The 19,841-nt window shown below is 67.2% G+C and carries 18 protein-coding genes and 1 pseudogene; 9 read left to right on the forward strand and 10 right to left on the reverse strand.

Translation table 11 applies throughout. The annotated features are described in order from the left end of the window. Positions 1 to 66: 66 nt before the first annotated feature. From pgm to trhA, 3 genes and pseudogenes are all read right to left on the reverse strand, one after another. Positions 67 to 1,700: pseudogene (gene pgm, locus I4Q42_RS10790) on the reverse strand (phosphoglucomutase (alpha-D-glucose-1,6-bisphosphate-dependent)). Further along, positions 1,640 to 2,356, reverse strand: coding sequence for a DNA-3-methyladenine glycosylase (locus I4Q42_RS10795; protein ID WP_232793037.1), 717 nt, complete (start codon positions 2,354 to 2,356; stop codon positions 1,640 to 1,642). Before I4Q42_RS10795 ends, pgm begins: the two are co-directional and overlap by 61 nt. Then, on the reverse strand, positions 2,353 to 3,060 hold the full coding sequence (gene trhA, locus I4Q42_RS10800; protein WP_198576079.1) for a PAQR family membrane homeostasis protein TrhA: 708 nt from the start codon (positions 3,058 to 3,060) through the stop codon (positions 2,353 to 2,355). The genes I4Q42_RS10795 and trhA overlap by 4 nt, the downstream gene beginning before the upstream one ends. Positions 3,061 to 3,211: 151 nt before the next feature. Here trhA and xth point away from each other — a divergent pair, with 151 nt between their 5' ends. The 5 genes from xth (at position 3,212) to I4Q42_RS10825 (ending at position 6,873) form a co-directional block, all read left to right on the forward strand. Beyond that, positions 3,212 to 3,991 carry an exodeoxyribonuclease III gene (xth, locus tag I4Q42_RS10805; RefSeq protein WP_198576080.1) on the forward strand — a complete coding sequence of 260 codons (780 nt, stop codon included), beginning with the start codon at positions 3,212 to 3,214 and terminating at the stop codon, positions 3,989 to 3,991. Between the two features lie 127 nt (positions 3,992 to 4,118). Next, positions 4,119 to 4,706 (forward strand): SRPBCC family protein, encoded by a 588-nt coding sequence (locus I4Q42_RS10810; protein ID WP_198576081.1) that lies wholly within the window; start codon positions 4,119 to 4,121, stop codon positions 4,704 to 4,706. A gap of 33 nt (positions 4,707 to 4,739) precedes the next feature. Continuing rightward, positions 4,740 to 5,930: a zinc-dependent alcohol dehydrogenase gene (locus I4Q42_RS10815; RefSeq protein WP_198576082.1), complete on the forward strand. Its 1,191-nt coding sequence runs from the start codon at positions 4,740 to 4,742 to the stop codon at positions 5,928 to 5,930. Then, positions 5,930 to 6,721 carry an SDR family NAD(P)-dependent oxidoreductase gene (locus tag I4Q42_RS10820; protein WP_198576083.1) on the forward strand — a complete coding sequence of 264 codons (792 nt, stop codon included), beginning with the start codon at positions 5,930 to 5,932 and terminating at the stop codon, positions 6,719 to 6,721. The genes I4Q42_RS10815 and I4Q42_RS10820 overlap by 1 nt, the downstream gene beginning before the upstream one ends. Continuing rightward, entirely contained in the window at positions 6,721 to 6,873 is a 153-nt protein-coding gene (locus I4Q42_RS10825) for a hypothetical protein (protein ID WP_198576084.1), read from the forward strand. The genes I4Q42_RS10820 and I4Q42_RS10825 overlap by 1 nt, the downstream gene beginning before the upstream one ends. A gap of 77 nt (positions 6,874 to 6,950) precedes the next feature. On the opposite strand, the gene I4Q42_RS10830 is transcribed toward I4Q42_RS10825, so the two are convergent. Both I4Q42_RS10830 and I4Q42_RS10835 read right to left on the reverse strand, forming a co-directional pair. Beyond that, positions 6,951 to 7,694: a DUF72 domain-containing protein gene (locus I4Q42_RS10830; protein WP_198576085.1), complete on the reverse strand. Its 744-nt coding sequence runs from the start codon at positions 7,692 to 7,694 to the stop codon at positions 6,951 to 6,953. A 13-nt stretch (positions 7,695 to 7,707) separates the two neighbouring features. After that, a complete protein-coding gene (locus tag I4Q42_RS10835; RefSeq protein ID WP_198576086.1) occupies positions 7,708 to 8,685 on the reverse strand; it encodes an ATP-dependent DNA ligase in 978 nt (325 codons plus the stop codon). Between the two features lie 217 nt (positions 8,686 to 8,902). Here I4Q42_RS10835 and I4Q42_RS10840 point away from each other — a divergent pair, with 217 nt between their 5' ends. Then, complete coding sequence (locus tag I4Q42_RS10840; protein ID WP_198576087.1) at positions 8,903 to 11,260, forward strand: PAS domain-containing protein; 2,358 nt, start codon at positions 8,903 to 8,905, stop codon at positions 11,258 to 11,260. 31 nt (positions 11,261 to 11,291) lie between these two features. On the opposite strand, the gene I4Q42_RS10845 is transcribed toward I4Q42_RS10840, so the two are convergent. Both I4Q42_RS10845 and I4Q42_RS10850 read right to left on the reverse strand, forming a co-directional pair. Continuing rightward, positions 11,292 to 11,501, reverse strand: coding sequence for a hypothetical protein (locus tag I4Q42_RS10845; protein WP_198576088.1), 210 nt, complete (start codon positions 11,499 to 11,501; stop codon positions 11,292 to 11,294). A 68-nt stretch (positions 11,502 to 11,569) separates the two neighbouring features. Then, positions 11,570 to 12,469, reverse strand: coding sequence for an SDR family oxidoreductase (locus I4Q42_RS10850; RefSeq protein WP_232793038.1), 900 nt, complete (start codon positions 12,467 to 12,469; stop codon positions 11,570 to 11,572). 750 nt (positions 12,470 to 13,219) lie between these two features. Here I4Q42_RS10850 and I4Q42_RS10855 point away from each other — a divergent pair. Beyond that, positions 13,220 to 14,059, forward strand: a complete 840-nt coding sequence (locus tag I4Q42_RS10855) for a diacylglycerol/lipid kinase family protein (protein WP_198576089.1) — start codon at positions 13,220 to 13,222, stop codon at positions 14,057 to 14,059. A 71-nt stretch (positions 14,060 to 14,130) separates the two neighbouring features. Here I4Q42_RS10855 and I4Q42_RS10860 read toward each other — a convergent pair whose 3' ends face one another. Both I4Q42_RS10860 and I4Q42_RS10865 read right to left on the reverse strand, forming a co-directional pair. Continuing rightward, positions 14,131 to 16,686, reverse strand: a complete 2,556-nt coding sequence (locus I4Q42_RS10860; protein WP_198576090.1) for an HWE histidine kinase domain-containing protein — start codon at positions 16,684 to 16,686, stop codon at positions 14,131 to 14,133. Beyond that, positions 16,683 to 17,312 (reverse strand): biliverdin-producing heme oxygenase, encoded by a 630-nt coding sequence (locus I4Q42_RS10865; RefSeq protein WP_198576091.1) that lies wholly within the window; start codon positions 17,310 to 17,312, stop codon positions 16,683 to 16,685. The genes I4Q42_RS10860 and I4Q42_RS10865 overlap by 4 nt, the downstream gene beginning before the upstream one ends. An 80-nt stretch (positions 17,313 to 17,392) precedes the next feature. Here I4Q42_RS10865 and I4Q42_RS10870 point away from each other — a divergent pair, with 80 nt between their 5' ends. Beyond that, a complete protein-coding gene (locus I4Q42_RS10870) occupies positions 17,393 to 18,127 on the forward strand; it encodes a Crp/Fnr family transcriptional regulator (RefSeq protein WP_198576092.1) in 735 nt (244 codons plus the stop codon). Positions 18,128 to 18,419: 292 nt separating this feature from the next. Here I4Q42_RS10870 and I4Q42_RS10875 read toward each other — a convergent pair whose 3' ends face one another. Beyond that, positions 18,420 to 19,070 carry a DUF6766 family protein gene (locus I4Q42_RS10875; RefSeq protein WP_198576093.1) on the reverse strand — a complete coding sequence of 217 codons (651 nt, stop codon included), beginning with the start codon at positions 19,068 to 19,070 and terminating at the stop codon, positions 18,420 to 18,422. 265 nt (positions 19,071 to 19,335) lie between these two features. Between I4Q42_RS10875 and I4Q42_RS10880 the strand changes: the two genes are divergently transcribed. After that, positions 19,336 to 19,821 (forward strand): low affinity iron permease family protein, encoded by a 486-nt coding sequence (locus I4Q42_RS10880; protein WP_198576094.1) that lies wholly within the window; start codon positions 19,336 to 19,338, stop codon positions 19,819 to 19,821. Positions 19,822 to 19,841: the final 20 nt, after the last annotated feature.

Raw genomic sequence — 19,841 nt, forward strand, 5'->3', positions numbered from 1 at the left:
AGAAATACCAACAAGGCGGCCCAGGTTCCGACGATTGCGCCGCAAAGGGACTGGCGGCGGCGTCCCTCAGCCCTTCAGCGCTCCGCCCACCACCTCCCGGGCTTCGGCTTGCACTGACTTCAGGTGATCGGGACCCAGGAACGATTCTGCATAGATCTTGTAGACGTCCTCGGTCCCCGAGGGCCGGGCCGCGAACCAGGCGTTCTGCGTCGTCACCTTCAGCCCGCCGATCGCCTCGCCGTTGCCGGGGGCCTTGGTCAGGGCCGCGGTGATCGGCTCGCCGGCCAGGGTGGTGGCGGTGACGTCGCTGGGACTCAGCGCGGCCAGACGGGCCTTCTGCTCGCGGTCGGCCGGCGCGTCGACGCGGGCGTAGGCCGGGGCGCCGTACCGGTCAGGCCGGCATAGAGCTGGCTGGCGCTCTGGCCCGTCTTGGCCTGGATCTCGCCGGCCAGCAGGGCCAGCAGCAGGCCGTCCTTGTCGGTGGTCCACACCGTGCCGTCGCGGCGCAGGAACGAAGCCCCGGCCGACTCCTCGCCGCCAAAGCCCACCGAACCATCCAGCAGGCCGGGCACGAAGTGCTTGAAGCCGACCGGCACCTCCAGCAGGCGACGGCCCAGGCCCGCCACCACGCGGTCAATCATCGAGGACGAGACCAGGGTCTTGCCCACGGCCACGTCCGCGCCCCAGCCCTCGCGGTGGGCGAACAGGTAGGCGATGGAGGCGGCCAGGTAGTGGTTGGGGTTCATCAGGCCGGCGTCGGGCGTGACGATGCCGTGGCGGTCGGCGTCGGCGTCGTTGCCGGTGGCCACGTCATAGCCCGCGCCGCCGGCCATAGCGCCGATCAGGTTGGCCATGGCCGCCGACGACGAGCAGTCCATGCGGATCTTGCCGTCGTTATCCAGCGGCATGAAGGCCCAGCGCGGATCGACCGCGTCGTTGACCACGGTCAGGTCCAGCCGGTGGCGGTCGGCGATCTCGCCCCAGTAGCCGACGCTGGCCCCGCCCAGCGGGTCGGCCCCGATCTTCACGCCGGCGGCGCGGATCAGGTCCAGGTCCAGCACGCTGGGGAGGTCGTCGATATAGGCGGCCAGAAAGTCGTAGCGGCCGGCCGCGGCGATCGCCCGCTCGAACGGCACGCGCTTGACGTCCTTGAGGCCACCCTCGATCAGCTGGTTGGCGCGCGCGGCGATCGGACCGGTGGCCTCGCCGCCGGCCGGGCCGCCGGTGGGGGGATTGTACTTGATGCCGCCGTCGCGCGGCGGATTGTGCGAGGCTGTCAGCAGGATCCCGTCGGCCTGGGCGCCGCCCGCCCGGTTGAAGCGCAGGATGGCGTGCGACACCGCCGGGGTGGGGGTGAAGCCGTCGCGCGCGTCGACCAGGGTCTCCACGCCGTTGGCGACCAGCACCTCGATGGCGGTGCGCCAGGACGGCTCGGACAGGCCATGGGTGTCGCGGCCGACGAAGACCGGGCCGGTGATCCCCTGGGCGGCGCGATATTCCACGATCGCCTGGGTGATCGCCAGGATGTGGGTCTCATTATAGGCGCCGTCCAGGCTGGAGCCCCGGTGGCCGGAGGTGCCGAAGGCCACGCGCTGGGCGGGGTTGGCGGCGTCGGGGCGGACATCGAAATAGGCGCCCGTCAGCGCGTCCAGGTCGATGAGGTCTTCCGGTCGGGCCGGGCGGCCAGCGTGTTCGTGCATAGGGGCCCCCTGCAGGCGATTGGCCGGCTAGAAGGCCCCGCCACGGCCGATTGTTCCATCATTCTTCGGCCGTGGGACCGGCTATCGCGCGTGGAGACATGGTCGGAGGGGGAAAGCCACGACTGAGATAGCGCGAACCCAGCAAGCCAAATCGCCAGGGCCTGTCGACCGCCTTGGTGATGCCGATGCGCGGGCCGACGGCGACAACGACGCCGCGCGGCCGCCGGCGCGAGATGGAAGGGCGGTTGGGTCATCACCATCTGGTTTTGCTCGCGCCCGACGCCCAGGGCCTGGCACAGCCGGCCGGGACCAGCCGCCAGCCGGCGTGGGTCCATGAGCCCCCGCCGCGCGATCATCACCTCGACCCCCGCCGTCGGCTCCAGCGCGCGAAACAGCACCGCTGCGCCGGGCCGTCGCCCGCAGACAAGGTTCAGGCACCAGTGCAGGCCGTAGGATCGGTAGACATAGGCCCGGCCTGGCGGGCCAAACATCGGCGCGTTACGCGACGTGGGACCGGCGAAACTGTGGGAGGCCGGATCATCGGCGTCGTAGGCCTCGGTCTCGACGATGATCCCGCCGACGCCTTCGAAGAAGAGGCTTGCCCCGATGAGCGCGCGCGCCACCTCCTCGACCGGGCGGTCAAACAGGTCGATCATCGCGCCAGGACAGCCGGCCCGAGCACGACGCCGCAGGCGATCGCCGCGAAATGCAAACCGGCTCCGGCGCAGACAAAGCCGTGCCAGACGGCTCTGCGGTAGGGCAGGCGCGGATTGAGAAACAGCAGGGCGCCGCCAGTGTAGGTCAGGCCGCCGGCGACCAACAGGGCGAAGGCCGCGACCGGAAGGCTGTGGCGCAGGGGCTCGAGCACCAGCACCGCGACCCAGCCGAACACGACGTAGACGCCCGTCCAGGCGCGCTCGGAAATCGTCGGCCAGGCCAGCTTGCCGAGGATGCCGGCAAGCGCGATCGACCAGACCAGCGCGGTCATGCCGATCGCCCACGCCCCGTCCAGCCGCTGGGTGGTGAACGGAGTATAGGATCCGGCGATCATCAGGAAGATTCCGGCCTCGTCGAGACGCCGCAAGGCCGGGCGGGCGGTCGAGACGTGGCTGAGATTGTAGATCGCCGAGAAGGACAACATGCAGATCAGGGCCGCGCCATAGAGCGCGGCGGCGATGACCATGCCAGGCCTGCCGGAGGTCATCGCCCGTTCAACGAGCCAGGCCGCTCCGATCGCCGCCACGAGCAGAGCGACAAGATGGATCCAGCGGTCGGCGGCGCGTTCGAAGGCGTTGGGGTAGTGTTCGGCCAGATATTCGTCGGCCAGGCGGACGGTCGGAGCGGGGCGAGGCGTGATCATGCCTGGGTAAGCCGCCCCGCGCCGTGCAGTTCCCCGGGCGCCGGAGCCAGCACCCGCGCGTTGGTCGGGAGACCGTCGCACCAGGAGCGCCCATGTCTCCAGTCCCCACCAAATCTGTTTGGCGCTCCGCCGCCGCCGCGGAGGGCCGCGCGTGAAGATCGCCACCTACAATGTCAACGGCGTCAATGGGCGCCTGCCTGTGCTGTTGCGGTGGCTGGCCGAGGCGCAGCCGGACGTCGTCTGCCTTCAGGAGTTGAAGGCGCCGCAGGAGAAGTTTCCGCTTCCGGCGATCCAGGCGGCAGGCTACGGCGCCATCTGGCTGGGCCAGAAGAGCTGGAACGGCGTGGCGATCCTGGCCAAAGGGGGCGAGCCGCATGAGACGCGCCGGGGCTTGCCCGGCGACGTCGACGACCTGCACAGCCGCTATATCGAGGCGGCCGTCGGCGGCGTGCTGATCGGCTGCCTCTACCTGCCCAACGGCAATCCGGCGCCGGGCCCGAAGTTCGATTACAAGCTGCGCTGGTTCGAGCGCTTTCACGCCCACGCCGCCGCGCTGATCGCCCAGGACATTCCGGTCGTCCTCGCGGGAGACTACAATGTCATGCCCACCGAGCTGGACGTCTACAAGCCCGAACGCTGGCTGGACGACGCCCTGTTCCGGCCGGAAGTTCGCGCGGCCTACCGACGTCTGGTGGCGCAAGGCTGGACCGACGCATTGCGCCATCTTCATCCCGACGAGCGCATCTACACCTTCTGGGACTATTTTCGGAACGCCTATGCGCGAGACGCGGGCCTGCGCATCGATCATCTTTTGCTGAGCCCTGGTCTCGCGCCTCGCCTCTTAGACGCAGGCGTCGATCGCCACGTCCGCGGATGGGACAAGACCAGCGACCATGCCCCGACCTGGGTTCGGCTTGGCGATCCAGGCTAGGCGCCGGCCCGGCGGGCGTGCTGGCGGCGCAGTGAGTTGTCGGAGCGGGCGAGCCGCGGATCTCTGCCTCTGCCTTAGGAACTGCCGGGTTGGCGAGCAGTTCAGACCGGGCAGGAGGAGCATTCCCATGTCCGATGAGACCATCGCCCGCGCGCTGGAAAGCGACGCGCCGCTGACCGCCGCCGTCCACCAGCGCGACGTCGCCCACGCGGTCGCCGAGGAGCACGACTGGCATGCTGCGGCCCTTGTCGGCCGCACCGTCACGATCAATCGGCCGCGCAATGAGCTCTACGCCTTCTGGCGCGACTTCCGGAACCTGGCCCTGTTCATGGAGAACGTCGAAAGCGTCACCCCCGGCGAAGGCGGTCGCTCGCACTGGGTCGTCATGGCCCCGGCGGGCAAGACCGTCGAATGGGACAGCCGTCTCACCGAGGACGTCGAGAACGAGGTCCTGGCCTGGGAGTCGGTCGAGGGCGCCGATATCAAGAACGCTGGCCGCATCGAATTCAAAGACGCTCCGCCCGGTCGAGGGACCGAGGTTACGGCCACCATCGTCTACGAGCCGCCCGGCGGCGACCTGGGCAAGCTGATCGCCAAGCTCTTCCAGAAGGAGCCGAAGATCCAGGCCCGCCGCGAGCTTCGCCGCTTCAAGCAGCTGATGGAGACCGGCGAGATCTCGACCACCAAATCCCCCGAAGCCGCGCCGCAAGGCTGAGCCGAACCCTCATTTGATAAGACGGAGACGCCCATGCGCGCCCTGACCTGGCACGGCAAACACGATGTCCGCATGGACACCGTGCCCGACCCGAAGATCATCAATCCCCGCGACGCGATCATCAAGATCACCTCGACCGCCATCTGCGGCTCGGACCTGCACCTCTACGACAGCATGATCCCCTCGATGGAGCGGGGCGATATTCTGGGCCATGAGTTCATGGGCGAGGTCGTCGAGACCGGTCCGGGCTCGACCCTGCAGAAGGGGCAACGGGTCGTGGTCCCGTTCGTGATCGCCTGCGGCAAGTGCTTTCACTGCGAAAAGCAGCAGTTCTCGGGCTGCGAGAACTCCAATCCGGCCGAGACCCAGGACCTGGGCGAGATCGCCTACGGCACGGCGATGACGGGACTGTTTGGCTATTCGCACATGACCGGCGGCTATGCCGGCGGCCAAGCGGAGTATGTCCGCGTGCCCTATAGCGACGTCGGCCCGATCGTCATTCCCGACGGGCTGGAGGACGACAAGGTGCTGTTCCTGTCCGACATCCTGCCCACCGGCTGGATGGCGGCCGAGAACTGCCAGATCGAGCCGGGCGACACCGTCGCGGTCTGGGGCTGCGGTCCCGTGGGCCTGTTCGCGATCCAGAGCGCCCTGATCATGGGCGCGCACAAGGTCATCGCCATCGACCACCATCCTCACCGCCTGGACCTGGCCAAGGGGATGGGCGCCCAGGTGATCAACTATCATGACGTGAAGGTGCGCGAGGCCCTGATGGCCATGACCGGCGGCATCGGGCCGGACGCCTGCATCGACGCGGTCGGCATGGAGAGCCACGGCTTCTCGATCGACAACGTGCTCGACGCGGTCAAGGTCGCCACCCGCCTCGGCACCGACCGGCCCCATGTGCTGCGCGAGGTTTTGATGGCCTGCCGCACCGGCGGCCGCGTCTCGATTCCCGGCGTCTACGGCGGCATGGGCGACAAGATCCCGATCGGGGCCCTGATGGAGAAGGGCCTGCAGATCCGCACGGGCCAGACCCACGTCCACAAGTATCTGAGGCCGCTGTTGGACCTTATCGGGGAGGGCGTCATCGACACCACCTTCCTGATCAGCCACCGCCTGCCGCTCGAGAGCGCCCCTGACGGCTACAAGATGTTCAAGGAAAACCAGAACGAGGTGACCAAGGTCGTCCTCAAGCCCGACTGGCAGAAGGAAGCCGCGTGATGATCGAGGATCTTCGCCCCCTGGCCGTGGTCACCGGCGCCTCGTCGGGCATCGGCTACGAGCTGGCCCGGCTGGCGGCCGAGGACGGCTATGACCTGATCATCGCCGCTGACGATCCCTCTATCGTCGAGGCCAAGGCCGGGCTCGAGCAGCACGGCGGCCGCATTGACGCCCTGCAGGTGGATCTTTCGACCACCGAGGGCGTCGACGATCTGGTCGAGATGATCGGGGACCGGCAGGTCGACGCCCTGCTGGCCAACGCCGGCCGGGGCCTGGGCCACGGGTTCCTCGACCAGGATTGGGCGCAGGCGCGGCGGGTGATCGACACCAACATCACCGGCACCGTCTATCTGATCCAGCAGATCGCCCGGGACATGCGCGAACGCGATCGGGGCAAAATCCTGATCACCGGATCGATCGCCGGCCTGATGCCGGGCTCATTCCAGGCGATCTACAACGGCACCAAGGCCTTCCTCGACAGCTTCGCCTGGGCCCTGCGCAACGAGCTGAAGGACACCAACGTCACCGTCAGCTGCCTGATGCCCGGCCCCACCGACACCGAGTTCTTCGAACGCGCCGACATGCTCGACACCAAGGTCGGCGCCGATCCGAGGAAGGCCGACCCCGCCGACGTCGCCCTGACCGGCTGGCGCGCGATGCAGAAGGGCGATGGCGATGTCGTGGCCGGCTTCAAGAACAAGCTGCAGGCGGCCATGGCGGCGGTGACGCCGCAGAGCGTCCTGGCCGAGCAGCACCGCAAGATGGCCGAGCCCGGCTCTGGAGAGCGCTGATGACCCAGGATCCGTCGACCGCTGCGCAGCAACGCTCGCCAAAGAACGAAGCGGGCCTGGAGGCGCCGCCAACGCCCGCTTTGGACCCGACCCGCAAGACCGGCGAGACGGGCGATCCGTCAGCCGAAGACCCGGGAAACGGCGCGGACTGACCAAGGCCGTCACGCGGGCGCTTTGCGGACGCGCGTCAGAGCGCCCGGAGCGTCCGGCGGGACGGTGGATTGCGGCCTCAGGGCCTTGGGTCGCTCTGGCCGAGGCGTTCGATCAGGGCCTTCGCGTCGCTCGGTGCGGCGCTTTTCACGTCATTGTCGAAGTAGCTGAACACGGCGACGCCGCCCCGGCGCTGCTCGTTGATCCAAGTCGCCCAATGGTCCAGCGCCGTGGCTGAGTAACGCCCATGATAGCGGCCGCCGGGGCCGTGACCGCGTACATAGGCGAAGTCGGCGGTGACGTCCCAGGGCGAAGGCGCGTCGTGGTGATCGGAGATGCAGAACGCCGCGCCATGATCGCGCAGGATGTCGAGCACGGCAGGCGCATACCAGCTGGCGTGACGAAACTCCACGGTGACGCGCTGGCCTTTGGGGATCCACGACAAAAAGCGCTTGAGACGCTCGTCGTCGCGGTGAAGCATCGGCGGCAGTTGGACCAGGGCCGGGCCAGCCTTGTCGCCCAGCGGCGCCATCCTGCCGAAGACCAGATCGACGCTGTCCTGGCAGTCCTTGAGTTTTTTGTTGTGCGTGATGTAGCGCGACACCTTCCAGGCGAAGACGAAATCGTCGGGCGCTTGCGCGGCCCAGGCCGTCACCGTCTCTTGCTTGGGCAGGCGGTAAAAGCTGCCATTGATCTCGGTGGTGTTGAACGCCGTGGCGTAATAGGCCAGCCGGTCCTTCTGCCGCACGGTTGGCGGATAGAACGGACCGCGCCAATCGTCGTAGGTCCAGCCCGAGCAGCCGATACGCAAAGTCGCCGGCATCATCCTGTCCTTGTTAATCGATCTGCTCCATCCGGCACTGCGCCGGGGCCTTGTCGGGCCGAAAGCGGATCAATCTGGTCCCGTGCCGAAAGCGACCGGCCGACACGTGATCGAACGAGACCTCCACCACGATTTCGGGGGCGAGCGGCGTCCACTGGGCCGAGCGCTCGGTCGACCAGCGGCTGGGGCCGCCGGGCGCCTCGCCCGTGAAGCCGCTGCCGCCGGCCAGGGCCTCAAGACGCGCGGTGAGCGCCGGCTTGTCGGCGGCGGCCAGGCCCGAGGTGAACCCGACGTGGTTGAGGCGGCCGGCGTCGTCATAGAGGCCCAGAAGGAGCGAGCCGACCCACGCGCTATCCTTGCCATAGCGAAAGCCGCCGACGACGCAGTCGGCCGTGCGTTGCCGCTTGACCTTGATCATCGCCCGCTCGCCCTCCGCATAGGGACCGTCCAGGCGCTTGGCGACGACGCCCTCCAGCTTTCCTTCGTCCAGCCAGGTCTGGGCCAGCGATGGATCCGCCGTTCCCGGGGTCAAGCTCAGGCGAGGGCTCTGATGGCGCTCGACGAAGGCCGCCAGCGCCGCATGGCGCTTACGATGGGCCAGGGCTCTGAGGTCAGCGCCGTCCGGGGCTTGGAGCAGGTCGAAGGCGGCCAGCACCGCGGGCGTCTCGCGCGCCAATCGCTGGATGCGGCTGGCCGCCGGGTGGAGCCGCATCTGCAGGGCCTCGAACGAGAAGGCGCCGTTGGTGTCGATCAACAGCTCGCCGTCGAGCACGAAATGCGCCTCGGGTAGGGCCTGCAGGCTGGCGACGATCTCGGGGAAGTAGCGGGTCAGCGGCTTGCCGGACTTGGCCTGGAGGAGAATGCTCTGGCCATGCCGGAAAGCCAGGCAGCGAAAGCCGTCCCATTTGGGTTCATACCACCACCCTGGATCCGTCGGCAGTCGATCGGCCGACCGCGCTTCCATCGCCGTCGCCGCGGTGAGGTCGGTCATGCAAAGTCCCTTCGATCACCAAGCGCGAGGCGTCGCAACCCGTTCCCAACCGGCCGCGCGGTGACTGAAAGCCGCACGCGCGATCATCGCGACCGGTGGGCAGGTTGGCGCGGGGAAGGGCTTTCCCCCCTTCGATCCCAGGCTTGCGACCTCCAACCCGACGGGCGGGGCGCGAGGCAACTGAAGCTTTGCTTTGGCGTTTGGGATATCGGGCTCTATGCGAGAGGTCCTCGCCACCCACTGGATTGTTCGCGAAATGAGTCTTGCCAGTTTTCCGGTCGCGGCTCGCGGCGACGTCGCGGGGCGACTGGAAACTGGCGGCTGGTCCGACGCGCGCCTGGGAAGCGTCGCGTCCTGGCCCACCCCTCTACGGCAGGTGGCTGGGGTGGTGCTGAACGCGGCCTTCCCGATGTTCCTGGTCTGGGGGGACTCGCGCGCCCTGATCTATAACGACGCCTACCGGGCGATCTTGGGCGAAAAGCATCCATGGGCGCTGGGACAAAGCTTTTGGGACGTCTGGCCGGAGGTTCGCGATCAGATCGAACCGGTGATCGACCGGGCGTTCGCGGGCGAGGCCAGCGTCTTTGAAGATCTGGAGGTGACCTTGCTGAGGGCGGGCAGGCCTGAGCGCGCATGGTTCACCTTTTCCTACAGCCCGGTCCCCGATGACCACGGGGTTCCAGGCGTGCTTTGCGTCTGCGTCGAGACGACCTCCAGCGTGCTCGAAGGCGAGGCTCGCCAGGAAAGCGAAAACACCCTGCTCTTTCTCGACCGGTTGACCCGCACCGTCACCGGGCTTGGCGGCGCCGATGCGGTGATGGCGGCGACGACGCGGCTGCTGGGCGAACATCTCGGCGTCGCGATTTGCGCCTATGCGGACATGGATGAGGACCAAGACGGCTTCACCATTCGTGGAGACTGGTCCGCGCCAGGCTCGCCCTCGATCATCGGACATTACAGTCTCGCCGATTTTGGCCAGATGGCGGTCGCGAACCTGTCGCGCGGCGAGCCCCTGGTGATCAACGACAACCGCGTCGAGATCGCCCCGCATGAAGCCGCCACGTTCCAGGCCATCGGCATCGGGTCGACGATCTGCATGCCGTTGCGGCGGGACGGGCGGCTTCGAGCGCTGATGGCCGTCCATCATGTCGGTCCCCATAGCTGGACCGAACGGGAGTTGGCGCTCGTGCGCGAGGTCACCGAACGGTCGTGGGCCGTCGTCGAGCGGGTCGGCGCCGAAGCTGAGCTGCGTAAGAGCGAGGCCGAACTGCGACGGGTCACCGACGCGGCGCCGCTGCTGATCTCCTATATCGACGCAGACCAGCGCTATCGCTTCGTCAACCACACCTACGAGGCGTGGTTCGGACAACACCGCGACGTCATTCTTGGCCGGACCGTCGCCGACGTGCTGGGGGAAGGCGCCTATGGCGGCGTCCGCGGACATTTGGAGGCGGCGCTGACAGGCGAGCGCGTCTGTTTCGAAAGCCACATGGCCTATCCGGACGGCGGCGCCCGGGACATACAGGTCGACTACGTCCCCCGCCACGGCGAGGCCGGCGAGGTCCAGGGTGTCTACGCCATCATTACCGACATCACCTCGCGTCTGGCCGCCGAGCGGGCGCTCCTGGAAAGCGAGACCCGGCTGCGCCTGGCGACCGAGAACGCCGAAGTGGGGCTCTGGGACGTCGAAGGCGGCGACGGCGCGCTCTACTGGGACGATCGCGTGCGCGCGATGTTCGGCGTTCCAGCGGGCGCGCCCGTGTCGATGCGCGACTTCTACGAGGGCCTGCATCCGGACGACCGCGCGGCGACCTCGGCGGCCTATGCGGCGGCGGCGGACCCGCGCCAAAGGGCGCTCTATGACGTCGAATATCGCACGATCGGCGCGAGCGACGGCGTGGAACGCTGGGTGGCGGCCAAGGGGAGAGGTGTGTTCGACGAGGCCGATCGGTGCCAGCGGGTCGTCGGCACGGCGATCGACATCAGCGCTCGAAAGCACGCCGAAGGGGCCCGCGACCTCTTGATCCGCGAGGTCGATCATCGCGCCCGCAACTCCCTGGCGGTCATCCAGTCGGTGGTGAAGCTGACCAAGGCCAAGGATCCCGAGGCGTTCCGGCAGGCCCTTCAGGGGCGCATCGAATCCATGGCCCGGGCCCAGAGCGCGCTGGCCGAAAGCCAATGGCGCGCGGGCCTGATCGGCGAGATCGTGCGCAACGAGCTGTTTTCCTCCGTCGCCGGTGCCGCCCGCCTGCGTCTGGCTGGAGGCCAGATCTCGATCCCGGCCGAGAAGGTCCAGCCCCTGAGCATGATCCTGCATGAACTGGCGACCAATGCGACGAAGTACGGGGCGCTATCGGCTCCCGCAGGCGTGGTCGACGTCCGCTGGTCGACCACGCCGGTCGGCTGGTCGCTGAACTGGCAGGAACGCGGCGGCCCCCCGGTCGCGGCGCCCGAGCGCAGGGGCTTTGGCTCGCGCCTGATGAACAGTCTGGCGCGTCAGCTTCACGGCGTGATCATTTTCGATTGGGCGGCCGAGGGGTTGAGCGTCGAACTGCGGGTGGGGTCGCCGGAGTGAGGCGGTGGGAGGACTCTTCGGATGGTCCCGCCTAGCCTACGTTGAGCACGCGCATCTGGCTGTCGGCGTCCTCCACCAGCACCCGGACCTCTTCGCCGCGTTTCTGAGCGGCGGCCGCGAGCCTCAGGGCTTCTTCTTCCGCGTCGACGCGATAGTCGAAGCGACGCAGCGGTCGCGCGTTCGAGATCACGTTCCAGCCGCCGGAACAGCGTACGACGGCCCATTCGCAAGCCTGACCCATGGTCCTGACCTCCGCTTCGGGTTCATCCAATCCCTCTGGCCGCGACGCGTCAACGCGCGTCGCCGGTTCTAGGCGATGCCCGCGCCGCCGGTGACGCCGTAGACCTCTCCGGTGATGAAGCTGGCCTCCTGCGAGGCCAGGAGCACATAGACCGGCGCGATCTCGACGGGCTGGCCTGGTCGTCCCAACTGCGACTGCTCGCCGAAGTGCTGGACCTTCTCCTGGGTCTGGCCGCCGCTGGGCTGCAGCGCCGTCCAGAACGGACCCGGCGCCACGGCGTTGGCCCGCACGCCCTTCTTGACCATCTGCTTGGCCAGGGCCTTGGTGAAGGCGACGATGCCAGCCTTGGTGGTGGCGTAGTCGAGCAAGCCCTCGGAGGGCTCGTAGGCCTGGACCGAGGCGGTGTTGATGATCGCCGCGCCGGGCTTCAGATGCGGCTCGGCGGCCTTGGTGATCCAGAACAGGGCGTAGAGATTGGTCTTCAGCGTCTGGTCGAATTGGGCGCTGGAAATGTCCTCGATCTGGGCTTGCGTGACTTGCTTGCCGGCGTTGTTGACCAGGATGTCGAGCCCGCCCAAGCCCGCCACCGCCTGGGCGACCAGGTCGCGGCAGAAAGCCTCGTCCTTGATGTCGCCGGGCAGGGCGACCGCCTTGCGGCCCTCGGCCTCGATCAGGGTGATAACCTCGCGGGCGTCGGAGTCCTCGCTGGGCAGATAGCCGATCGCCACGTCGGCGCCCTCCCGGGCGAAGGCGATGGCGGCGGCGCGCCCGATGCCGGAATCCGCGCCCGTGACCAGCGCCTTGCGGCCCGCCAGCCGGCCCGAGCCCTTGTAGCTGGTCTCGCCGTGGTCGGGCCGGGGCTCCATGCGGCCGGCCAAGCCCGGCGCGACCTGCGGCTGGGCCGGGAAGGGCGGCTTGGGATATTGCTCGCGCGGGTCCTGCATCGTCAGGCGTTCGTCGGGGGTCATGCTGGGTCTCCGGCTGAGAGCCATGAACGGCAAGCCCGACTCCCCGTTCCCTTCGCCCTCATTCTGGCCGATCAAGGCGCGCCAGGGCAGGTTGGCAGGTCGCTGCGGGTCAGGGCGGAAAATGACGAGCCAACTCGCCTAGGGCGCCGTCGCGGCCTCTCGCCACAGGGCTCGTCGTCTGTCTAGGTAACCCGCTCGCGATCAATGCGCGACGGCCAATAGAGATCGAGCCGCGATCCGCCGGCCGGCGCAGGGCGCTTCCTTGACGAGGTTCGGCTAAATCGCCTCGCACTGATCGGCGGCCGCGCCCTATACTCTGGCGATGACCACGTCAGGCCGCAAAACGATCGATAGGCTCAACGAAGGGCTTGCGACGGTGACGCTGGCCGGAGCCTTGATCTTGGCGCTGATCTGTGGCGGGCTCTGGGTGGCGATCGTCGGGGGCGGCGCTCCCGAATTTATCCGGTCTGATTTGCCGCACGTTATCACCCGGCTGAGGTCTGTTAGTGCTTGGGCGCTGGGGGTCGGCGCGGTGGCCTGGGTCGCCCGTCGGTGTCTGACCCGCGCGCGGGCGGACGCCCCGTAAGCCGGTCACTCGGTTCGGCGTCTGACAGGCGAGCGTCGCTAGCGTTCAAAGCCGATCCTTTTGCGGACCAATGCGTTCAAGGACCTCGCAAGCGGGACCATTTGGTCAGGCGGGGTTCTTAGATGTCAGATGTTCAGCAGGCGCTCGCCGGCCGCATCGTCGCGGTGTTCAACACCGGCAGCGGCAGTTGCGACGCCGAGGCTCATAGCCAGGCGCAGAAGATCTTCGAGGAGGCCGGGCTCCACGACGTGGAGATGCATGTGGTCGAGCCGTCCGAGGTGGCCAGGGCGCTCAGGACGGCCGTCGCGAACGCCGATGTGCTTGTGGTGTTGGGCGGCGACGGCACCATCGGCGGCGCAGCGACCCTGTGCGGCGCCGAGGGACCCTTTCTGATCCCGCTGCCGGGCGGGACGATGAACATGCTCCCAAAGGCGCTCTACGGCACGGCCGATTGGCCGTCGGCCTTGAGGGCGACGCTGGCGGACCCTCAAATCAAGGTCGTCAGCGGCGGCGAGGCCGAGGGACACAGATTCTATTGCGCCGCCATCTTCGGAGCGCCGTCCCTTTGGGCGGACGCGCGGGAGGCGGTGCGCGAAGGCGATCTGGTCGAAGCCGCCAAGAGAGCGGTCACGGCGACCCGCCGCAGTCTTTCGGACGCCATCGACTACGAGTTCGGGGCGATGGCGGGCTCGGCTGACGCCGTGGCGGTGATCTGTCCGTTGATCTCCCAGGCCATGGCCGGGGAGGAAGAGGCGCTTGAGGCGGTGGCCCTGGATCCGGGGACCGCCGCGGGGCTGTTCGGTCTGGCCTTTCACGCCGCCTTCGACGGGTGGCGCAACGATCCGTCCGTCACGCGCGCCAAGGTCAAATGCGTCGACGTCCTGGCCCATGGGGAAATCCCCGCAATCCTTGACGGCGAGAAGGTCGAAATCGAAAGGCACGCCAAGGTCACCTTCCTGCCCACGGCCTTCCGCGCGATCGTCGCCGCGGCCCGTCAGGATTAGCAACGCGCCCGCTTCGCCTTGTTCGCCAGGCCATCACCTCGCGCCTGTGGCGCGAGGTGCGCAGGGTCTTCCTACGAGACGGAGCGGTCTTCGGCGGATGGGAACCGGGCCTGGTCGATCTTGGCGACGAGAGTGGTGGCGCTGACCGGCTTGCGCACGATCGGCACTTCGGCGAACCGCTGCGGGATCATGACCGAGTCGCCATAGCCGGTGGCGAAGACGAACGGGATGCCACGGGCCATCAGGTCGTTGGCGACCGCCTCGGAGGTCTCCGCGCCCAGGTTGAAATCCAGCACCGCGGCGTCGGGCATGAAGTTGACCAACATGTCGATCGCGTCCGAAGCGGTTGGCGAGGCGCGCACGTCACGAACCCCAAGGCCCCTGAGCGTTTCCTCGATATCCATCGCGATCAGCGCCTGGTCCTCGACGACCAGGATGTTGAGATTGGCTAGAGAGCCTTGCGTCGTCGATTCCTCCTCGACCGGCGCCTGATCTCTGTCGTCGAGGACCGCGTGCGCCGATGGAATGACGAAGCGGGCCCTGACGCCGGACGGCTCGTAGTTGACCTGCGCCTGACCCTTCAGGTCGTAGGTGAGGGTGGTCTGGACAAGTTTGGTGCCAAATCCGGAACGCGCCGGCGTCTTGACGGCGGGACCTCCGCTCTCCTCCCAGATAATCTCGCAGTCCCCGGCGCTATCGAACCTCCAGCCAATTTTCAGCCGACCTTCGGGCGCGGACAGCGCCCCGTACTTTGCGGCGTTGGTCATCATCTCGTGGAGCACCAGGGCCACGGTGCTGAACGCCTGATCGTCCAGCCGAGCCTTGGGGCCGGTCGCCACGACCCTGTCGGGCGTCGCGCCGTAGCGATAGAGGCTGGCTTCGGCCTCGACCAAGGTCGCCAGGTCCCCTGCGCTCTGGCCGGTCAAGGACTGGTCGTGGGCGAAGGCCAACGCGCGCAGGCGCCCTTCCAGCGAGGCGGAATAGTCAGCGACGCTTGAGGCGTGGGCCCCTGTCTGCAGCGCGATCGACTTGACCAGGGCGATGATGTTCTTGACCCGGTGATTGAGCTCGTCATTCAAGACGCGCCGCCGCTGCTCGGCCCTTTGACGCTCGTCGGCGGTCCGCTCGCTATGGCGAAGCAGGACGTCCCGCAGATAGGTGCGGATGGCCTCGGCCACCGCGTGCTCGGCGTTGGTCCATGGCTTGGAGCGGCCGCGGACGTCCTCGCGCCAAGTCGCGAAACTGCCGCGCGGCGTCAACCGCTCGCCCTGGTCGGTCTGGACGACCGTCTTGACCGGCTCGCCCGCCCACTCGATTGCGTGGGCTTCCTCGCTCCGGAAGAACAGCAGGTAGTCTTGCGGCGTCGACGACAGGGGGACGGCCAGCATGCCGGCAAACGCCTGTCCGTAGAGCGGCGCGCCCGTGACCTCGCGCAAGTCCTGAGTGTGCCAGACCGCCCCGGCCGCGCCGGTCTTGATCGCGTCGATCAAGCCGGGGACCGCGTCGACGGGCGGGGTCTGGCCCAGGGCGCTCCAGACGCCGTCCATCCACAGCGCCACGCCGTCGCTCTCGACGAGTTCGGCCAAGCCCTCGAGGTGGCCGCGGAGATTGTCGGCCAGAGAGTCGGTGGCGCTCAGGTGGGTGATGATCTTGTCGAGGCGGTCGCGCGCGAGATTGGCCGCGCCGATCTGCGCTCGCCGCTCGGCCAGCGAGATCTGCAGTGAGAAATATTGGCCGAAAAGCTCCGCGCCGATGCGAAGGGGAAGTGGGGTGATCTTGGCGGCGTCATGATGGCAGGAGATCAGCCCCCAAAGCTCACCGTCCGCGATGATCGAGATCGACATCGAGGCGTAGACGCCCATGTTCTGAAGATATTGGCAGTGAATGGGCGAGACGCTGCGCAGTTGCGCGAAGGACATGTCGATCGGCGGCTGCCCGGGCGCCAGCGCGGGCTGGAGCGGGACGGGCGCGTAGCTGACATCGCCGATCATTCGGATCGTGTTGGCCAGATAGAGGCGCCTGGCCTGATAGGGAATGTCGGCTGCCGGGAAATGCTGTCCCATGAAGCTGCCCAGGCGCGCGTGCTTGGCCTCGGCGATCACCTTGCCGGCGCCGTTGTGCAGGAACTGGTAGATCATGACCCGGTCGTAGCCGAGCATGCCGCGCACCAGCTTGGCGCCGGTCGTCACGATGGCGCCCACGTCCGACTCCAGCCCGATCCGCCGGATGAGAACCTGGGTCGTGTCGAGCGCCGCATGTCCGCTGTTGCCCGGGTCGCTCGGCTCGATCTCCACGAACGCGCGGTCTTTATAGCGGTGGACAACGATATCCATCGGCGCGCTGGACCCTGGCAAGCAGGCGGCCAGGACGACGCCGGCGATCTCCGAGCCGCCCGACTTGGCCGCGGCGTTGCGGATATCGTGCGCGGCCTCGACGCCGACGACCGTCGCCAGATCCAAGCCCGTGGGATCGGCCTGGGCGCCAGTCAGGGCCTGGAGGTTCTGGGAAGCGAACAGGATCTGGAAGGTGCTCGGGTCGCAGACCAGCATGGCCCCGTGCGGCTGGATGCTCCCGGGGATGTGGATGGGCTCGCGGTCGCAATTGGTTAGATCAACAGGGGTGGTCATGTCTGGCGGTCGTTCATCGAAGCGTAGGCGCGATCAAAGCACGCGAAGGTCGCGATCGCACTATCGAGACAGGCTGTCTCCTGCAGCGCGGTCATTGGGGCCTCGTCAAGCGCCGAGACGAAATGCCGCCACCACGGAAGTCCGGACGTCTGCTGAGCAAGGTGACGCGCGCCAAACTGGCCCGTGAAACCAAGACCAGCGGCTCGGCGCAAGAGCAGCCGAGCGCCCATGGCCGATCCTTCAAGGACATAGAGCGCTCCCCAGATCCCTGCGACGCCCAAGGGCGTCGGGGCCGGCGCGCCTGGATCGCCAAAGGAAGGCTTCTCGCCCAGATCGGCAACGTCCTGCCGAAGGGCCGCGCTGATCCTTGACCACGGTGCGTAGACCTCGGCGGCCCCGCTGGCGTCCAACAACGCTTCGATCTTGGCGCGGGCGGCAAGCGTCGCGTTCAGATAGGCGACGTAGCCGTCGCGGGTCGTCATCAAACCCGTCCGGCTGATCTCCGAATCGATCGAGTCGTGGAGGTCTGCTGTCACCGCGCGCAGGCGCGCGCGTCGGGAAATCGCCAGGGAACAGCTGGCCGTCATCAGCAGGACCTTCAGGGGAGTTATGTTCGCCAGTAACATATCGGCCGAGCGCCGTCCGTCCACTAGTGGACCCTTCCGGACGGATCGGCGTTTCCAGTCGGCCAGGAGGAAAGCCTCGTATGAGCCAGCCCAGATCGGTCGATTTTGCCAGCAATCTCTTGCTCGCCAAGCTCACTGAAGCCGATCGGGCGCGGCTGACGCCGCACATGTTGGCGTTCGATCTTCAGGCGCAGGATATCTTGCAAGAGGCCAGTGCGGAGGTCATCGACACCTGGTTTCCGTGCGGTTCGGCGATGGCCGCCTACTGCGTAGGGACCAACCACAATGCCGACGCCGTCGAGGTCGCGCTGGTCGGGCGTGAAGGCGCCATCGGCGGCATCGTTTCCAATGGCCAGGTCCCGGCCTATGCGACCGCGCAGGTGCGATTTCCAGGACGCTTCCTGCGCATCAAGACCTCGGCGCTCGAACAGGCCAAGCTGGAGTCGATCGCCTTGCGCCATTGGTTCTCGCGCTATTCGGACTGCCTCTTGGCCCAGGTGTTCCAAACCGCGGCCTGCAACGCGACCCATACGATTACCCAGCGGACCGCCAAATGGCTGCTGGCCGCGATCAGCCGCACGGACGGCATGGAATTCGCCATGACGCAGGAGCAGTTGGCCGAGATGCTCGGCGTTGGCCGAACCTTCGTCACGCGGATTGTCCGTAAGCTGCGCGACGATGGCGTCATCACCACCCGGCGGGGGGTCTTTATCGTCCAGAATGAGGCTGCGCTGCGTGCGGCGTCCTGTTCCTGTACGACAGCCATCGAGAACCACTTCGACACCGTCCTCCACGGCATATATCCGGCGGCCTGAAGCCGATATCCGTCATTAGGGCGTTGGAGCATGATGAGCGCCTTGGACGCAGGCGTGTCTCGCGCCGAACGACTCGACATCGATCTCAGCGCCCTTCGTCGGCGTTGTTCCAGACGCCACGAAATTCGCTGGCGCGCTCAAGTTTCGGCGGTGTCGAGAGAGTCGTTTTGATCGCTGTCAGGGCGCGATGGGCTCGAGGTAGCGAGCAAACCTTGAGCAGAACCCTTTGAGCGCCGGCGCGTCCCTACGCCGTATCGGGCGGGTCCGCCTCAAAATCGCTAGAACTTTGCCTTCAGGCCCCCGTGGCCGAATTTGTCGCGGCGACGGCCTTGGACTCCGGCGAGTTCTTCTCGCGCAGATAGATCGACAGGACCACGAGGACGGCCGTGGACAGGAACTCGCTCTGCCAGTTCTGAAACGACTCGAACCACATCTGCGGATCGCCGAGATAGGCGAGCGCGGTCAGGGCGGCTTGACCATGTTCGGCCGCTTCCTTGGCGGCTTGCCTGGCGCTGAAGATCCAATGCAGGACAAAGGAAGCGACAAACAGCACGGCTAGAGCAATGCCCAGCGAATGGCCGTAGATCCAGCCCAAAGCGCCCGTCTGTCGCGCCAGACGCGGCGCCTGCGGGTCGTCGCTTGGCAGGACATCCCGTTCGGGCTCGTCTGGATCTTTCGACTCCGACGAGCCGCGCTGAACCAGATAGGCGGTCAGGACCACATAAACCGACATCTGCAAAAACTCGCTCTCCCAGTTCTCGAACACCGTGGAGATGAAGGCGGGGTCGGCTAGATAGGCGAGGGCGGTGATGGGGGCCTCGCCGTGGCGCTGGAGGTCTTCAAGCGCCACGCGCCACCCGGTCAACCAGTGGCCGATCAAGCTGGCGGCGAACAGCGCCATCAGCACGAGCGTCAATGCGTTGTTCTTCAGAAACTTGGCCATGCTGCTCAAGGCTGGCGGACAGGGCTTGGTTCCCCACAGGCTCGCTCGTCGTCATTTGGCGAATGGGCCGTGCATAAGGGCCAGGTCGTCCCGACGCATTCGGCGTGAATCCTCAGTCTGGAACCTCTCCGCGAACGTCCCTCAACGCTTTGGAAGCGGGAGCAAGCGCCGCCGTTGTGGTTTTTTCGGAAGCCCTAGCCCGAGGAGATCTCGTCATGGCCCCTTCCACCTCCCTCGCACGCACGACGCTGGCGGCGAACTGACCGTGGAAAGGCTGTTCGCGCGGTTCGCAAGTGCGACGGCCAAGGCCACGGGAAGCCCCGTCGCCTTTCTCCTGTGCGTGGCCGCGGTGCTGGCCTGGGCCATCACCGGACCCATCTTCAAGTTCTCCGAGACCTGGCAACTGGTGATCAACACCGGCACCACGATCGTCACCTTCCTGATGGTGTTCTTGATCCAGAACACCCAGAACCGCGACGGGCTGGCCTTGCAGGCCAAGCTCGACGAACTGATCCGCGCTTCCGACGCGCTGGACGAGTTCATGGGCATCGAAAAGCTGACCGACAAGGAACTGGAGGCGCTCCACGCCCGGTGTCAAAAAGACGCCGAGCGCAGCGTGAAGATCGCAGCCCGGGCTCAGGCCGAGCGGAAATCGCGCCAGGATCCGAAAGCGGCGGGGACCAAGGTAGGCGCCGCCGAGCCAAGACTTCGGCTCGCGCCGGCGCGCGCAGACGCAAATGACTCTTCCTGACGCGCCGATTTCGAGGACAG

The organism is Caulobacter hibisci (genome assembly GCF_016135805.1).
GTDB classification, from domain to species: domain Bacteria; phylum Pseudomonadota; class Alphaproteobacteria; order Caulobacterales; family Caulobacteraceae; genus Caulobacter; species Caulobacter hibisci.

Excerpts from the sequence above, each read along its gene's own strand:
- I4Q42_RS10835 (WP_198576086.1), bottom strand. The coding sequence starts at position 8,685 with ATGACCGACCTCACCGCGGCGACGGCGATGGAAGCGCGGTCGGCCGAT.
- I4Q42_RS10820 (WP_198576083.1), top strand. The coding sequence starts at position 5,930 with ATGATCGAGGATCTTCGCCCCCTGGCCGTGGTCACCGGCGCCTCGTCG.
- I4Q42_RS10795 (WP_232793037.1), bottom strand. The coding sequence starts at position 2,356 with ATGATCGACCTGTTTGACCGCCCGGTCGAGGAGGTGGCGCGCGCGCTC.
- I4Q42_RS10860 (WP_198576090.1), bottom strand. The coding sequence starts at position 16,686 with ATGACCACCCCTGTTGATCTAACCAATTGCGACCGCGAGCCCATCCAC.
- I4Q42_RS10870 (WP_198576092.1), top strand. The coding sequence starts at position 17,393 with ATGAGCCAGCCCAGATCGGTCGATTTTGCCAGCAATCTCTTGCTCGCC.
- I4Q42_RS10875 (WP_198576093.1), bottom strand. The coding sequence starts at position 19,070 with ATGGCCAAGTTTCTGAAGAACAACGCATTGACGCTCGTGCTGATGGCG.
- I4Q42_RS10840 (WP_198576087.1), top strand. The coding sequence starts at position 8,903 with ATGCGAGAGGTCCTCGCCACCCACTGGATTGTTCGCGAAATGAGTCTT.
- I4Q42_RS10825 (WP_198576084.1), top strand. The coding sequence starts at position 6,721 with ATGACCCAGGATCCGTCGACCGCTGCGCAGCAACGCTCGCCAAAGAAC.
- I4Q42_RS10815 (WP_198576082.1), top strand. The coding sequence starts at position 4,740 with ATGCGCGCCCTGACCTGGCACGGCAAACACGATGTCCGCATGGACACC.
- I4Q42_RS10865 (WP_198576091.1), bottom strand. The coding sequence starts at position 17,312 with ATGTTACTGGCGAACATAACTCCCCTGAAGGTCCTGCTGATGACGGCC.
- I4Q42_RS10845 (WP_198576088.1), bottom strand. The coding sequence starts at position 11,501 with ATGGGTCAGGCTTGCGAATGGGCCGTCGTACGCTGTTCCGGCGGCTGG.
- I4Q42_RS10830 (WP_198576085.1), bottom strand. The coding sequence starts at position 7,694 with ATGCCGGCGACTTTGCGTATCGGCTGCTCGGGCTGGACCTACGACGAT.
- I4Q42_RS10850 (WP_232793038.1), bottom strand. The coding sequence starts at position 12,469 with ATGACCCCCGACGAACGCCTGACGATGCAGGACCCGCGCGAGCAATAT.
- I4Q42_RS10810 (WP_198576081.1), top strand. The coding sequence starts at position 4,119 with ATGTCCGATGAGACCATCGCCCGCGCGCTGGAAAGCGACGCGCCGCTG.
- trhA (WP_198576079.1), bottom strand. The coding sequence starts at position 3,060 with ATGATCACGCCTCGCCCCGCTCCGACCGTCCGCCTGGCCGACGAATAT.